This window comes from uncultured Bradyrhizobium sp. (genome assembly GCF_936943645.1).
In the GTDB taxonomy this organism is placed as follows: domain Bacteria; phylum Pseudomonadota; class Alphaproteobacteria; order Rhizobiales; family Xanthobacteraceae; genus Bradyrhizobium.
In genome coordinates this window covers 175714-191980 of record NZ_CAKZJO010000056.1, presented here as the reverse complement: position 1 = coordinate 191980, position 16267 = coordinate 175714, and the positions used below count along the sequence as shown (strand labels likewise).

General features: G+C 64.6%; 10 protein-coding genes. 8 read left to right on the top strand and 2 right to left on the bottom strand.

What is annotated here, in order from left to right; all coding sequences use genetic code 11:
* Positions 1–7 precede the first annotated feature (7 nt).
* The 5 genes from gnd to Q0743_RS16120 are packed head-to-tail and all read left to right on the top strand — an operon-like array spanning position 8 to position 4646.
* Complete coding sequence (gene gnd / locus Q0743_RS16140) at positions 8–1006, top strand: phosphogluconate dehydrogenase (NAD(+)-dependent, decarboxylating) (protein WP_298242502.1); 999 nt, start codon at positions 8–10, stop codon at positions 1004–1006.
* A 27-nt stretch (positions 1007–1033) separates the two neighbouring features.
* Positions 1034–2545 (top strand): glucose-6-phosphate dehydrogenase, encoded by a 1512-nt coding sequence (zwf, locus tag Q0743_RS16135; protein WP_298242501.1) that lies wholly within the window; start codon positions 1034–1036, stop codon positions 2543–2545.
* Complete coding sequence (gene pgl / locus Q0743_RS16130; RefSeq protein WP_298242550.1) at positions 2545–3294, top strand: 6-phosphogluconolactonase; 750 nt, start codon at positions 2545–2547, stop codon at positions 3292–3294. The genes zwf and pgl overlap by 1 nt, the downstream gene beginning before the upstream one ends.
* A complete protein-coding gene (locus tag Q0743_RS16125) occupies positions 3281–3811 on the top strand; it encodes a gluconokinase (protein WP_298242500.1) in 531 nt (176 codons plus the stop codon). The genes pgl and Q0743_RS16125 overlap by 14 nt, the downstream gene beginning before the upstream one ends.
* 22 nt (positions 3812–3833) lie before the next feature.
* Positions 3834–4646, top strand: a complete 813-nt coding sequence (locus tag Q0743_RS16120; protein WP_298242499.1) for an HAD family hydrolase — start codon at positions 3834–3836, stop codon at positions 4644–4646.
* Between the two features lie 229 nt (positions 4647–4875).
* Here Q0743_RS16120 and Q0743_RS16115 read toward each other — a convergent pair whose 3' ends face one another.
* Together Q0743_RS16115 and malQ are read right to left on the bottom strand one after the other, a co-directional pair.
* Positions 4876–6675, bottom strand: a complete 1800-nt coding sequence (locus Q0743_RS16115) for a glycoside hydrolase family 15 protein (protein WP_298242498.1) — start codon at positions 6673–6675, stop codon at positions 4876–4878.
* A gap of 31 nt (positions 6676–6706) precedes the next feature.
* Positions 6707–8668 carry a 4-alpha-glucanotransferase gene (gene malQ, locus Q0743_RS16110; protein WP_298242497.1) on the bottom strand — a complete coding sequence of 654 codons (1962 nt, stop codon included), beginning with the start codon at positions 8666–8668 and terminating at the stop codon, positions 6707–6709.
* A gap of 205 nt (positions 8669–8873) precedes the next feature.
* Here malQ and Q0743_RS16105 point away from each other — a divergent pair, with 205 nt between their 5' ends.
* From Q0743_RS16105 to glgB, 3 genes are read left to right on the top strand one after another with little or no spacing between them, the layout of a single operon-like run.
* Positions 8874–10820, top strand: coding sequence for a maltotransferase domain-containing protein (locus Q0743_RS16105; protein ID WP_298242496.1), 1947 nt, complete (start codon positions 8874–8876; stop codon positions 10818–10820).
* A gap of 11 nt (positions 10821–10831) precedes the next feature.
* Positions 10832–14125: a maltose alpha-D-glucosyltransferase gene (gene treS / locus Q0743_RS16100; protein WP_298242495.1), complete on the top strand. Its 3294-nt coding sequence runs from the start codon at positions 10832–10834 to the stop codon at positions 14123–14125.
* Positions 14118–16265 (top strand): 1,4-alpha-glucan branching protein GlgB, encoded by a 2148-nt coding sequence (gene glgB, locus Q0743_RS16095; protein ID WP_298242494.1) that lies wholly within the window; start codon positions 14118–14120, stop codon positions 16263–16265. Before treS ends, glgB begins: the two co-directional genes overlap by 8 nt.
* Positions 16266–16267 lie beyond the last annotated feature (2 nt).

Sequence of the window (16267 nt, the reverse complement as noted above, 5' to 3'; positions counted from 1 at the left end):
TTTGCCAATGCAACTCGGCATGATCGGCCTCGGCCGGATGGGCGGCAACATCGTTCGCCGCCTGATGCGTCACGGACATTCGACCGTGGTCTATGACAAGGACGCCAAGGCCGTCGCCGGCCTTGCCGCCGACGGCGCGGTCGGCTCGGCGACGCTCGAGGAGTTCATCTCGAAGCTCGAGCGCCCGCGCACGGCCTGGGTGATGCTGCCGGCGGGGCACATCACCGAGACCACGATCGAGACGATCGCCAAGGTCATGCAGGAAGGCGACGTCATCATCGACGGCGGCAACACGTTCTGGCAGGACGACGTCCGCCGCGGCAAGGCGCTGAAGGCGCGCGGTATCCATTATGTCGACGTCGGCACGTCGGGCGGCGTCTGGGGTCTCGACCGCGGCTATTGCATGATGATCGGCGGCGAGAAGCAGGTGGTGGACCGGCTCGACCCGATCTTCGCCGCGCTCGCACCCGGCGCCGGCGACATTCCGCGCACCGAAGGACGCGAGGGCCGCGATTCCCGCATCGAGCAGGGCTATATCCATGCCGGCCCCGTCGGCGCCGGCCACTTCGTCAAGATGATCCACAATGGCATCGAATACGGCCTGATGCAGGCCTATGCCGAAGGGTTCGACATCCTCAAGAACGCCAATATCGACGCGTTGCCGACGGACCATCGCTATGATTTCGATCTCGCCGATATCGCCGAAGTCTGGCGGCGCGGCTCGGTGATCCCATCCTGGCTGCTCGATCTGACCTCGACCGCGCTCGCCGACAGCCCGCAGCTCGCGGAATATTCCGGCTTCGTGGAGGATTCCGGCGAGGGACGCTGGACCGTGAATGCGGCGATCGACGAGGCGGTGCCGGCCGAGGTCCTGACCGCGGCGCTCTACACACGTTTCCGTTCACGGCGGGAACACACCTTCGCCGAAAAAATTCTCTCTGCGATGCGTGCAGGGTTCGGCGGCCACAAGGAGCCGAAGCAGCCGGGCGCGGCGAAGCCCAAATAAGACGCAACAAGCGAAGGCCAATCGTTCGTGACAAAAGACCCGCAAGCCAAGCGCAAGCCGGAAAATTGCGCCTTCGTCATCTTTGGTGTGACCGGTGATCTCACTCACCGCCTGGTGATGCCGTCACTCTACAATCTGGCAGCCGAGCACCTGTTGCCCGAAAAATTCTGCGTCGTCGGCGTGGCCCGCAAGAGCCAGTCCGATGACGAGCTTCGCGACAGCCTGATGAAGGGCCTGCGCCAGTTCGCGACGCGTCCCATTGACGACGACACGGCCAAACGACTGCTGGAATGCGTGACTTTCGTCGAGGCCGATCCGAAGGATCCGCCGTCGTTCGATCGCCTGCGCGAGCATCTGGATTCGCTGGAATGCGCGCAGGAGACTGGCGGCAACCGGCTGTTCTACCTCGCCACGCCGCCGGCTGCATTCGCGCCGACCGCGCGCCAGCTCGGCCGCACCGGCATGATGAAGGAGAACGGCGCCTGGCGCCGCCTCGTGATCGAAAAGCCGTTCGGCACCGATCTCGCATCGGCCAAGGCGCTCAACGCCGAGCTGCTGAAGATCATGGAGGAGCACCAGATCTACCGGATCGATCATTACCTCGGCAAGGAGACGGTGCAGAACATCCTGGTGCTGCGCTTTGCCAACGGCATGTTCGAGCCGATCTGGAATCGCAACCACATCGACCACGTGCAGATCACGGTGGAGGAGAAGCTCGGCGTCGGCCATCGCGGCGGCTTCTACGATGCCACCGGCGCACTCCGCGACATGGTGCCCAACCACCTGTTCCAGCTGATGTCGCTGGTCGCGATGGAGCCGCCGGCACGCTTCGACGCCCATTCGGTCCGCTCCGAGAAGGCGGAGGTGCTGACGTCGATCCAGCTGCCGAGCCGGGAGGATGCGCTGAAAAATTCGGTGCGCGCGCAATATCTCTCAGGCCGCATCGGCGACGACAATGTCCCGGACTACCGCAAGACCGAGGACGTCAAGCGCGGCAGCACCACCGAGACCTTCGTTGCGCTGAAGTTGATGATCGACAATTGGCGCTGGGCCGGCGTTCCCTTCTATCTGCGTACCGGCAAGGCGCTCGGCCACAAGCGCACCGAAGTAGCGATCAAGTTCAAGCAGGCGCCGTTGTCCATGTTCTCGGGGACCGACGTCGACCGCCTGTCGCAGAACTTCCTCACCATCGGTATCGCGCCGACCGAAACCATCGAGCTGCAGTTCAACGCCAAGATTCCGGGGCCGAGCATCACGATCGACGGCGTCGAGATGAAATTCAAGTACGGCGACTATTTCCGCGCCGATCCTTCGACCGGCTACGAGACGCTGATCTACGACTGCATGATCGGCGACAACATCCTGTTCCAGCGCGCCGACGGCATCGAGGCCGGGTGGCAGGCGGTGCAGCCGTTCCTGGACGCCTGGAAGAGCGCCGGCACCAATGGCATCGAGACCTATGAGGCCGGCAGCGACGGGCCGGCCTGTGCCGACGAGCTGCTGCGGCGCGACGGGCGAAGCTGGCGGAAGTTTTCGTGATGGCAACGGCTGGCCAGCCGAAGCTGATCGTCGAGGCGGACGCCGAGGCCCTCGCCTGCGCGGCGGCCGAGCGGGTGATGGCCCGGATTGCAGCCAATCCCGGCCGCATCGCGATCTGCCTGACCGGCGGATCCAGCCCGAAGAAGCTGTATCAGCTGCTTGGCAGCGAGGCCTTTTGCGGCAAGATCCCATGGCAGCGCGTGCATTGGTTCATCGGTGATGAGCGTTTTGTCCCGGAGAGCGATCCCCTCAACAACATGACGGTGGCGCGCGCGACGTTTCTCGATTCCAACGCGCCGGCCGGCCATGTCCATCCGATCCCGACCACGCTCGAAAACCCCGATCAGAGCGCCGCGGCCTATGCGCACGAATTGCAGTCGTTCTACGGCGCGGAAGGTCTCGATCCTTCGCGGCCGCTGTTCGACATGGTCCTGATGGGCGCCGGGCCGGACGGCCACACCGCCTCGCTGTTTCCCGGCTTCCCCGAAATCGAGGAGACCGAGCGCTGGGTCGTTGGAGTTCCCAGGGCCAATGTCGCGCCGTTCGTGCCGCGGGTCTCGCTCACCCTGCCCGTCCTGGCGTCGTGCTACGAAATGCTGTTCGAGATTGCCGGGCACGACAAGCAGGCGATCTTGACGCGCCTCCTCAATGGCGAGACTCTGCCGGCGTTACGCGCGCGCTCGAACGGTGAGACCGTCTGGCTGGTCGACAGGTGCGCGCTTCCGGAGGAATTTCGTGGGCGGCGTTGAAGCACCTTGTGCGTTGATCGTGATGGGCGTGTCGGGTTCGGGCAAGAGCACGGTGGCGGCGGCGCTGGGCCAGCGGCTCGGCTGGCGCTTCGAGGACGGCGACAGCTTCCATCCCGCCAGCAATGTCGAAAAGATGCGGGCCGGCCATCCCCTCACCGACGAGGACCGCTGGCCCTGGCTCAACGCCATCGCCGACGAGATCGCGCGGGTTTGCGAGAAAGGTGAGCATGTCATCATCGCCTGCTCGGCGCTGAAGCACACCTATCGCGACGTGCTGCTGCGCGGGCGCGACGATGTTCGCTTCGTCTTCCTGAAGGGCACCAGGGAGCTGATCGCCGAGCGGCTCGCGCACCGCAAGGGCCATTTCATGCCGCCCGGGCTGTTGACGAGCCAGTTCGAGACGCTGGAGCCGCCGGAGGCGGGCGAGCACGTCGTCACCGTCTCGATTGACGAATCCGTCGAGGCGATCGTGGATGGCCTGGTGCGGCAATTGAAGCTGGGCGGGGCGAAACGCTGAGAACCGAACCGAAGGTCCTGCCATGACGCAAATCTCACTCGTGGTGTCCGACGTCGACGGCACGCTGCTGACCAAGGACAAGACGCTGACGGACCGCGCGAAGTCCGCGGTGCAGCGCCTGCACAAGGCCGGCATCGGCTTCACCATCACCTCCAGCCGCCCCGCGATCGGCATGCGGTTCCTGATCGACCCGCTGGCGCTGTGGCTGCCGGTCGGCCCGTTCAACGGCTCCTCGATCGTCGATCCCGAGATGAGGCCGGTCGAGCAGCATCTCATCCCTGCAGGCGCGGCCGAGCGGTCCCTGCAGATCCTGCGCGAGTTTGGCGCCGACATCTGGCTCTTCACCGCCGACCAATGGCTGATCGACAATCCCAGCGGACGCTATGTCGCCCATGAGCAGCATACGATCCGCGCCGACCCGACTATCGTGACGGATTTTTCGCCCTATCTCGCCAGCGCCTGCAAGATCGTCGGCGCCAGCGCCGATGCTGCCGGCCTCGAGGCTTGCGAGAAGACGATGCAGAAGGCGCTCGGCGTCGAGGCCACCGCCGTGCGTTCGCAGACCTATTATCTCGACATCACCCCGCCCGGCTTCAACAAGGGCACATTCGTCGAAGCGATGGCCAAGCGTCTCGGAATTGCGACCAGCGCCGTCGCCACCATCGGCGACATGCAGAACGACCTCGCGATGTTCGCCGTCAGCGGCACCTCGATCGCCATGGGCAATGCCACCGACAACGTCAAGGACCAGGCCACCCACGTCACCGCGAGCAACGAGCAGGACGGGTTTGCGGAGGCGATGGAGATGATCTTGAAGCGGAATGGGGTGGGTTAGGGGCATTCGCAAGGGCGGGTTGAAGCGGCCAACTCAAATCTCTCACCGTTATCCTGAGGTGCTCGTCTTGCAACGCAGGACGAGCCTCGAAGGACGACGGCCCGGCTGCATCCCGGCCGCTCGTCCTTCGAGGCTCGCCAAGCGCCGCTTCGCGCCGCCCGTGCTCGCGCCTCAGGATGACGGGTCTGATATGGCGTCCTCACGGAAACAATCGACCTGATCTTGCCAGCTACTTCGACCGCTGCACGGCCGGCTTCTCGCTTTCCTGCCTCGCCGCCGACAGATTCTGCGCGGTGTTGATCAGCGCGATGTGGGTCAGCGCCTGCGGGAAATTTCCGGTTTGGCGCCGGGCGACTGAATCGTATTCCTCGGCCAGCAGACCGACGTCGTTGGCAATGCCGGCCACGCGATCGAGCAAGGCTTGCGCCTTGTCGAGATCGCCCGACAGCACATGGGCATCGGCCAGCCACAGGGTGCAGGCCAGAAACGCGCCTTCGAGCGGCGGTTGCCCCGGGGGCAGTTCGCGCGGATCATGCCGGAGCACGAAGCCATCGCGCACCAGGCGGGCCTCGACGGACCCGATGGTGCCGCGGATGCGCGGATCTTCCGCCGGCAGAAAGCCGACGGCCGGCAGCAGCAGCACGGATGCATCGAGCAGTTTCGAGCCGTAGGATTCGACGAAGGCGTTTTCCTCGGCGTCAAATCCCCTGTTGCAGACGTCGCGATGAATGGCCTCGCGCAAGGCGCGCCAGTGCAGCAGCGGCGCCTTGAAGCCGAAGGTCTCGGCGCTCTTGATGCCGCGGTCGAAGGCGACCCAGGTCATGACCTTGGAGAACACGTAGTGCTTGGGCTCGCCGCGTCGCTCCCAGATGCCGTGATCCGGCCGGTCCCAGACTTCGGCGAGATGGTTGAGCACGGCGCACTCCAGCGCCCAGCTCTCCTCGTCGAGCTTGAGCTTGGCCATGCGCGACTGATGGAAGGCGTCGATCAGCTCGCCATAGACGTCGAGCTGAAGCTGCGCATGCGCGGCGTTGCCGACGCGCACCGGCTGCGCCCCCTCATAACCGTCGAGCCAGCTCGCTTCCCACTCCAGCAGCCGCCGCTGGCCCCAGATGCCGTACATGATCTGCATGTTCGCGGGCGAGCCTGCGGCCGCGCGGAGCAGCCAATTGTGCCAGGCCAGGGCCTCCTCGGTGTAGCCCGAGTTCATCAGCGCCAGCAGCGTGAAGGTGGCATCGCGCAGCCAGCAGAAGCGGTAGTCCCAGTTCCTGCTGCCCCCGAGCTTCTCGGGCAATGACGTGGTCGGCGCCGCGACGATGCCGCCAGTCGGACCAAAGGTCAGCGCCTTCAGCGTGATCAGCGAGCGCACGACGAGATCGTGGTAGTCGCCGTCCCGGGTGCAATGACCGCACCAGTCTTTCCAGAATTTTTCGGTCTCCTGCAGCGCGACCTCCGGATCAATCGGCTCGGGCGGCGCGAGATGCGAGGGACCATAGGTCAGCACGAACGGCATGGTCTCGCCGGCCGTCACTTCGAAGTCGGAGACAGTTGTCAGATCCTCGCCACGCGTCTTGGCCGGCGTGCGCAGCACCGTCATGTCCTGGCCAGCGATGGCCATCAGGGAATGATCGATCCGCCGCACCCAGGGAATGTCCACGCCGAAGCCGAAGCGGATCACGAGCTCCATCCGCATCTTGACGGTGCCTTCGAGGCCGCGCACCAGCCGCACGATGTCCGACGCCTTGCCGCGCGGCGGCATGAAATCGATCAGCGCGACGGCGCCGCTCTTGGTCTCGATGCGCGTTTCCAGGATGAGGGTGTCGCCGAGATAGCGGCGCGACGTCCTGATGACGTCCTCGCTCGGCGCGATCAGCCAGCGGCCGTTCTTGTGGGTGCCGAGGATGGCGGCAAAGCAGGCGTCGGAATCGAAGGCCGGCCAGCACAGCCAGTCGATCGAGCCGTCGCGCCCGACCAGCGCCGCGGTCTCACAATCACCGATCAGCGCGTAGTCTTCGATCCTCTGGGACAATGTCGTGCGAGCCTGGAAATCCCCCAGCCGATCAACTGCCGCCGGGCAACGAACGTTCCCGCGTCGCCGCTCGCAAGGCCGTGAGGTCGACCTTCGATGCGATCTTGTCGAGCGCGACGGGAAGGCGCTGGCGCCAGTTCGGGTGCTCGTCGATGGTGCCGGGAATGTTGGGCTGGTCGATTACGCCGAGCAGATCCTCCATGGATACCGCGAGCAGCCGCGACGGCGTGCGCGATAGGAAGGCGAGCACTGAATAGAGGTCGTTGGCCTTGATGCCGTTCTGGCGCAGGATCTCGTCGAGCCGGCCGAGCGCGTCCCAGCGCGCCTGGTCGTTCTCGCCGGGATCGAGCCCGAGCGAGCGTTTCATCTTGAGGTCGCTGAACGAGCGCCAGCCGGCATAGGTCGACAGATCGTGCGTGTTCAGCGTGACCAGCGCGTTCGGCCGGTAATGATCGACGTTGCGGAAATGGCCGGCATCGTCACGCTCGAACATCATGACGAGATAGGACCAGATGCCGAAATCCTGCATCATCTCGCGAAAACCTTCCGGCACGGTGCCGAGGTCCTCGCCGATCACGATGCATTTGTGCGCCGCGCTCTCGCGCGCCACGGCGCCAAGCAGCGCCTCGAACGGCATCTGCACATAGGCGCCGTTATCAGGCTTGAAGCCACGCGGCACCAGATAAAGCCGCTTCAAGCCGAGCACGTGGTCGAGCCTGATCGCGCCGGCATGGCGCATCGACGCCGCCAGCATGTCGGCGAAGGGCACGAAGGATTGCGCTTCCAGGCCGCCGGCGTTGAAGCCGGCAAGGCCCCAATCCTGGCCGATGGTGTTGAGCACGTCGGGCGGCGCGCCGACGGCGAGATGACGGGAGATCGCCATCTGCTCGTTCCAGGCATCGAAGCCGTTGGACTGCACGCCGACGGCAACGTCGAGATAGAGCCCGACCCGCATGCCGAGCTGGCTGGCAAGCTCCTTGGCGGCGTGCAGCTGGCTGTCCGCGGTCCATTGCACGAATTCGACGAATTCGACCTCGCGCTTGTCGGGACCGTTGCGCAAGCCCGCGCATTTGGCCTCGTCCGGTTGCTGCCATTCCGCGGGCCATTCCCACCAAGGGCCGGTGAAACGATGACGCAACACCTCGAAACAGGCAAAGCGCGACAGCAGCGGCGCGCGGGCGGCGCGGAAGGCGTCGAACGCCTTGCGGCGCGCCTCGCTCGCGCTTGTCACGAAACTGTTGAAGGCGGCCCGCAAGGCCAGCCATTTCAATGCCGCCATGTCCGCATAAGGCACGCGATCGCCTTCGCGCAGACGGGCGGCGGTCGCGACCGCGTCGGGCACGAGGTCCGGCGAGAATTCGGCAATAGCCTCGACGTCGATATAGAGCGGATTGAGGAACAACCGGCTGTTCGGCGAATACGGACTGCAATCGGCCGGGTGGTCGTCGAACAGGACGTGCAGCGGATTGAGCCCGACGCCGTCGGCCCCGAGCTGCTTGGCGAGCCGGACCAGATCGGCAAGATCGGTGAAGTCGCCGATGCCCCAATTGCGGTTCGAGCGGACGCTGTAGAGCTGCACGGCGAGCAGCCAGCCGCGGTCGAAATCGCCGCCAAAGGCCCGCTCCGGCGCCACGATCATCGGCACCTCTTCCGTCCCACCCCCGGCATCGGTCAGAGTCAACCGGTGATACCCGAGCGGCAGGCCGGCGGGCCAGGCGATCACGGGCTCGCGGGTCTCGCCTTGCGCGATCACCTTGCCGTTTCCGGCCAATGTCCATTTCAGCGGCGGCGCGCCGACGGTCGCCAATTCCGTGCGGGGGTGTCCGAGCGCGCGAACCACCACCGGCCCGGCGACGAAGCGGTACACCCGCTTCTCCGGCAGGGCATCGAGGATGGATTTGAGAGCCACGGGATCGGTGACCCGCAGCTTTCCGAGGGCATCGATGAATTCGGATTGAACGCCCTTGATCCGGGCTTGAGCTAAAAGATCCATTCGGCACGCAGCTTGCAGGCCACCCGCTTGCCGGGGGCATCGATTTTAACGAGGCGACGGAAGACGTTAGTCGGGGTCAACTCACAAACCATGCCTGCCGTTCCCAGGGGGAACTAATGACACACAAGCGGCTTTCTATATAGGTATCAAGCGTAGGTTCCCGACAAGGGAAACGGGCCCCTGCTTTCTTGTCAATGGCATCACCGTGAACAAGACAATTCAAACTGTCGAAAGTGCCGCAGCCGGCAGCGCTTTCCTCATCGAGGACGTCTATCCCGCGATCGATGGCGGCCGCTTTGCCGTGAAGCGGATCGCGGGCGAGCGCGTCGAGGTCTGGGCCGACGTCTACCGCGACGGCGAGGCCGTGGTCAGCAGCGCGCTGCTGTGGCGCCCTGAGCAGGACCGGGACTGGCGGCAAGAACCGATGACCCATCATGGCAACGACCGCTGGTCCGGCGCGTTCACGCCCACCGAGCCGGGCCAATATCTCTACGCGATCGAGGCCTGGACCGACGAGTTCGCCACCTGGTCCCATGCGGTGCTGCGCAAGCAGCGGGCCGGCGCCGATGTCAGCCTCGATGCGATCGAAGGGGCCAGCCTCTTGACCAAGGCACATGGCGCGCAGCAGGAAGCCGCGGCAATCATCGTCAGACAATGCGAGGATTATCTTCAGACCGGCGATGTCACCTCGCTGCTTGCGACCGAACTCGGCGATGCCATGGCCGAGAGCCAGTCCCGGCCCGACCTGACCCGCTCACAGCCGTTCCCGCTGATTATCGACCGCGACAGAGCGCGATTTGGCGCCTGGTATCAGATGATGCCGCGCAGCCAGAGCCGGACTCCCGGACAGCATGGCACGCTCCGCGACTGCATCGCGCGTGTCCCCGATATCGCGGCGATGGGTTTTGACGTGCTCTATTTCACGCCGATCCACCCGATCGGCCATAGGAGCCGCAAGGGCCGCAACAATGCGCCGGTGGCCACCGACGGTGAACCCGGCTCGCCCTACGCGATTGGCGCCGCCGAGGGTGGCCACGATGCGCTGCATCCCGAGCTCGGCACCATCGAGGACTTTCGCGCGCTGGTCGCGACCTGCCTGGAATACGGCCTCGAGCTGGCGCTCGACTTCGCCGTGCAATGCTCGCCGGACCATCCCTGGCTGACGCAGCATCCGGAATGGTTCAAATGGCGGCCGGACCGCTCGGTGCGGACGGCGGACGGCCCCTACTCCGACATCGTGATCCCCGATTTCGCCTCGGTCGACCGCATCGGCCTGTGGAACGCCTTTCGTGACGCCATGCTGTTCTGGATCGACCATGGCGTCACCATCTTCGCCATCGACAATCACGACACCGCGCCGCTTGCGTTCTGGGACTGGCTGATTCGCGACATCCGCCGGCGGCATCCCGAGGTGATCCTGTTCTCCAAGACCTTTGCGCGTCCGAAGCTGATGCAGGGCCTCGCCAAGCTCGGCTTCGCGCAGTCTTTCACTTACTTCCCCTGGCGCACCTCGCGGTGGGAGCTGGAGCAATATTTCGGCGAGCTGACGCGCTATCCCGCGCGCGACTTCTATCGTCCAAACCTGTTCGTCAACACGCCCGACCTGCTGCCCTATCATCTCCAGAGCGGAGAGGCCTGGGCATTCAAATCGCGCGTTGCGCTGGCGGCGACGTTGTCGGGCAGTTACGGCGTGTACAGCGGGTTCGAGCTGTTGGAGCACGAGGCCATCCCCGGTCGCGAGGAATACCTCGATTCCGAAAAATATCAGATCAAGCAGCGCGACTGGGACAAGGCCGGCAACATCAAGTCCTACATTGCCGCGCTCAACCGCATCCGCAACGACAACGGTGCGCTCCAGCAAACGGCGAATTTGCGCTTTCTGGGCGTCGAAGACGGCGAGACGATCGCCTTCGTCAAGGAGGCGGCCGAACCCGCCAACATTGTTCTCGTCGTGATTGCCCTCTCGGGCCACGCGCGCGAGTTCTGGCTGCCGCTCGGCGACGTCACCGTTGACGCCGGCGGGCAGCGACACCATGTGACGACACTCGAAAACCTCCTCACCGGCGAGCAGTCCCGCATCGAATGGGGCGGGATCAGGTTGCGTATCGATCCCGACCGCGATCCGGCGCTCCTGTTCCGCTGCTTGGCGTAAGGGGTCACGCCATGAACGTTCTATCTTCCGTCGACACCAAGAAAGCCGAGGCTGCCGAGATCGTGGACGAGCTCTGGTACAAGGACGCCATCATCTACCAGCTCCACGTCAAGGCCTTCGCCGACAGCAACAACGACGGCATCGGCGACTTCGCCGGCCTGACCGAGAAGCTGCCTTATCTGCAGGAGCTCGGCGTCACCGCGCTGTGGCTGCTGCCATTCTATCCGTCGCCGGGCCGCGACGACGGCTACGACATCGCCGATTACGGCTCGGTCAATCCCGATTTCGGCACGATGAAGGACTTCAAGCGCTTCATCCAGGAAGCGCAGAAGCGCGGCTTGCGCGTCATCACCGAGCTCGTCGTCAACCACACCTCGGACCAGCACAAATGGTTCAAGCGCGCGCGGCGCAGCCATCCAGGCTCCAGCGCCCGCAACTGGTATGTCTGGAGCGACACCGACCAGAAATACCAGGGCACGCGCATCATCTTCACCGACACGGAGAAGTCGAACTGGACCTGGGATCACGAGGCCGGCGCCTTCTACTGGCACCGCTTCTTCTCGCACCAGCCGGATCTGAACTTCGACAATCCGCGCGTCGTCAGCGCGCTGATCCAGGTGATGAAGCGGTGGCTGGATGCCGGCGTCGACGGCTTCCGACTCGACGCCATTCCCTATCTGTGCGAACGCGACGGCACCAACAACGAGAACCTCCCCGAGACGCATGCGATCATCAAGCGCCTGCGCCATGAGCTGGACTCCTACTCCAAGGGCAAGCTGCTGCTGGCCGAGGCCAATCAATGGCCGGAGGACGTGCAGGAATATTTCGGCCGTGGCGACGAGTGCCACATGGCTTACCACTTCCCGCTGATGCCGCGCATCTACATGGCGATCGCGCAGGAAGACCGCTTCCCGATCACCGACATCCTGCGCCAGACGCCGGATATTCCGGCGAGCTGCCAATGGGCGCTGTTCCTGCGCAACCATGACGAGCTCACGCTCGAGATGGTCACCGACGTCGAGCGCGACTATCTCTGGACCACCTACGCCAACGATCCGCGCGCCCGTATCAATGTCGGCATCCGCCGGCGTCTCGCGCCGTTGATGGACAACGACCGCCGCAAGATCGAGCTGATGAACTCGCTGCTGCTGTCCTTCCCTGGCACGCCGATCATCTATTACGGCGACGAGATCGGGATGGGCGACAACATCTATCTCGGCGACCGCAACGGCGTGCGCACACCGATGCAGTGGAGCCCCGATCGCAACGGCGGCTTCTCGCGCTGCGACCCGGCCCGCCTCTACGCACCGCTGATCATGGATCCGGTCTACGGCTACGAGTCGGTGAACGTGGAGGCGCAATCGCGCAGCCTATCCTCGCTGCTCAGCGCTACCAAGCGGCTGATCTCGGTACGCAAGTCGACGCTCGCCTTCGGCCGCGGCACCATGACCTTCATCCGCCCGGCCAACCGCGCCGTGCTGGCCTACGTTCGGCAATACCGCGACGAGGTGATCCTGTGCGTCGCCAACCTCTCGCGCGCGGCGCAGGCGACCGAGCTCGACCTGTCGCCGTGGAAGGACCGCATTCCGCAGGAGATGCTTGGACGCACGCGGTTCCCGGCGATCGGCGAGCTGCCCTATATGATCACGCTGGGGCCGTATGGCTTCTACTGGTTCCAACTTCAGGAGCGCGACAAGTCCGAACCGGTGACGCCGCGCGCGGTGCCGGAATTCGAGACGCTGGTGGTGCCGGTGAACTCCAACTGGGTGTCGCTCGCACGCGAGCGCAGCGTGTTCGAACGCGACGTGCTGCCGGGATTCCTGTCGCGGACGCGGTGGTATCCCGAGCACAATCCCAAGCACATCAATACCACGCTGACCTCGGCGGTGCCGTTCAGCGACATCGGCGACAACAGGCCCTGGATCGCGTTCTTCGAGACGACGCGGGACGACGTCACGACGCGGTACGTGCTGCCCATGCAGATCGAGTGGGTACGCTTCGACCGCGAGCGCTTCAACCCGAAGGCGCTCGCCGCCGTCCGCCAGGGCGCGCGCGAAGGCACGCTGCTCGACGTTGCCACCGACCAGATCTTCATCGGCCTGTTCCTGCGAGGTCTGTCGCAAAACCTGGTGGTGGACGAGAACAATCTGCGGCTCGAGTTCAAGTCAACCAGCCGGTTCGCCGACTATTCCATCAAGGAGCCCGAGCGCATCCGTGCCATCGAGCAGTCGAACAGCACGGCGCTGGTCGACAACCAGTACGTCGCCAAGATCTACCGGCGGCTGGAAAGCGGCATCAGCCCCGAGATCGAGATCGGCCATTATCTCACCGAGGTCGCGCGCTTTGCCAATACGCCGGCGTTGCTCGGCAGCGTCGAGCTGCTCGAAGGCGATCGGCGCAGCGCGCTCGGCGTGCTGCATGCCTTCGTCGAGAACCAGGGCGATGGCTGGACCGTGACCACCGGCTATCTCGATCGCTATATCGACGAACAGCGCGTGCTGGCGGTAGGTGAAGCACCGCGCGAGACCCAGGAGCAGACGCTTTATCTGCACTTCATCGCGCAGATCGGCAAGAGGCTCGCCGAGATGCACGTCGCCCTGGCCGCGGCCAAGGAGAACGAGCTTGCTCCGGAGCCGATCAGCGCTGCGCATGTGGAACGGCTCGTGTCCGGTCTCAAGGCGCGGGCCGAGCGGGTTCTCCAGCGACTGGCCGCCAGCCGCGACGGCCGGCGGGAGACGGACCGGCCGCTGATCGACCAGCTCATATCGGTGCGCGCGACCCTGCCCGACCACCTCAATGCGCTCTTGCCTTCCGGGATCGGGGGGTTGAACATCCGACATCATGGCGACTTCCGCCTCGGGCAAACTCTGATCGTGAAGGACGATATCTTCATCATCGACTTCGACGGCGATCCGCGCCTGCCGCTGGCCGACAAGCGCCGTAAGGCGCCTGCCGCGCGCGACGTCGCCGGCCTGATCCGCTCGATCGATCTTTCGGTCAACGCAGCCCAGAACCGCGCGCTCACCGGTGCCTCCGACGAGCAAGGCCGACTCACGGCCGCGCTCCACGAATGGCGCGAGCGGGCCGTCGCAACCTTCCTCTCCGCCTATCGGGAAGCCACGACCGATCGGCGACTGTGGCCGGAGAAACGGCAATCCGCGGAAGGCCTGTTAAGGTTTTTCCTGCTTGATCAGGCGTTCGAAGAAGTAGAGTACGAGCTGTCCCACCGGCCTGAGGGGCTCCATGCGCCGCTGACCGGACTGCTTCGCATTCTGTCCAGCACCGAGAGCGAAGCCCATGCCTAAATTGCCTGCCGAGGCCTATGCCATCATCGAGGGCCGCCACTCCGACCCCTTCCACTATCTCGGGCTGCATCCCGAGGGCGGCAGAAGCGTGGTGCGTGCGTTCTTGCCCGAGGCTTCCAATGTCGAGGCAGTCGGCGAACACGGCGAGGTCGCCTCGCTCGACCGCGTGCACGATGCCGGGCTGTTCATCGGGGCCCTGCCCAACGGCTCGAAGCACTACCAGCTGCGCGCAAAGTTCGGCAACAACGTCGTCGAATTCGAGGACGCCTATCGTTTTCCGCCGATCCTGACCGATTTCGATCTCTATCTGCTCGGCGAAGGCACCCATCAGCGTCTCTATGACAAGCTCGGCGCGCACCCGATGCGGCTCGAGGGCATCGACGGCATCGGCTTCGTCGTGCTGGCCCCGAATGCGCGACGCGTGTCCGTGGTCGGCGATTTCAATTTCTGGGACGGACGGCGCCATCCGATGCGGGTGCGCGGCGCCGGCTATTGGGAATTGTTCATTCCGCATGCCAAGTCCGGCGATCACTACAAGTTCGAGATCATCGGCCCCCACGGTCATCTGCTGCCGCTGAAATCCGACCCTTTGGCATTTGCCAGCGAGGTCCGGCCGAAGACGGCCTCCATCGTGTTCGACGAGGCGCATCTGCCGCGCCCGCGCCCCGCGCCCGACGGCATCAACGCGCTGTCGGCGCCGATGTCGATCTACGAGGTTCATCTCGGCTCATGGCGCCGCAAGAACGGCGATGAATGGCTGACCTATCGCGAGCTGGCCGAGCAATTGCCGGCCTATGCCCGCGACATGGGCTTCACCCATCTCGAATTCCTGCCCGTCAGCGAGCATCCGTTCGACGGCTCCTGGGGCTATCAGCCGACCGGCCTCTATGCCCCGACCAGCCGCTTCGGGACCCCCGAGGATTTCGCCGCGCTGATCGATGCCTGCCACCGCGAGGGCGTCGGCGTCTTGCTCGACTGGGTGCCCGGCCACTTCCCGGACGATCCGCACGGCCTCGGCAGCTTCGACGGCACCGCGGTCTACGAGCACGCCAACCCGCTCCAGGGCCGCCACCTCGATTGGGGCACGCTGATCTATAATTACGGCCGCACCGAAGTGACCAACTTCCTGGTGTCGAACGCACTATTCTGGATGGAGCGTTACGCCATCGACGGCCTGCGCGTCGATGCGGTGGCGTCCATGCTCTATCTCGACTACAGCCGGCCGCCCGGCGCATGGATTCCGAACCAATATGGCGGCCGCGAAAACATCGAGGCGATCAATTTCCTGCGCCGGTTCAACACCGAGGTCTTCGCCCGCTTCCCGCAAGCGACCACCGCGGCCGAGGAGTCCACCGCCTGGCCGCAGGTGTCGCGTCCGGTCGAATTCGGCGGACTCGGCTTCGGCTACAAGTGGAACATGGGCTGGATGCACGACACGCTGAACTACATCAGCAAGGATCCGATCCACCGCAAATACCATCACGGCGAGATCCTGTTCGGCCTGCACTACGCGTTCTCGGAAAACTTCATCCTGCCGCTGTCGCATGACGAGGTCGTGCACGGCAAGCGCTCGATCCTCGGCCGCATGCCCGGCGACGAGTGGCAGCGTTTTGCCAACTTGCGCGCCTATTACAGCTTCATGTTCGGCCATCCCGGCAAGAAGCTCCTGTTCATGGGCGCGGAAATCGCGCAGAGCCGCGAATGGAATCACGACCAGTCGCTCGACTGGCACCTGCTCGAATACAAATACCATTCCGGCATCCAGGCACTGATCCGCGACCTCAACCGGCTCTACCGCGCGGTGCCGGCGCTGCACCAGATGGATTGCGACCAGGCCGGTTTCGAATGGCTGATCACTGACGACGCCAACCGCAACGTGTTCGCCTGGCTACGCAAGGGGGTGGACGAGCACGCGCGGTGTCTCGTGATCATCAACTTCTCCCCCAACGTCTATCGAAACTATCGCGTTCGCGTGCCCTTTGCCGGAAAATGGAAGGAAGTGTTCAATTCGGACTCCGCCCATTATGGCGGCAGCAATGTCGGGAACATCGGCGAAGTTCATGCCGTTGAAGGCAAGGCGCCCGAGCTCCGCCTCACCATTCCACCGCTCGCCGCGATCTTCCTCGTTCCGGAAAGTTGACA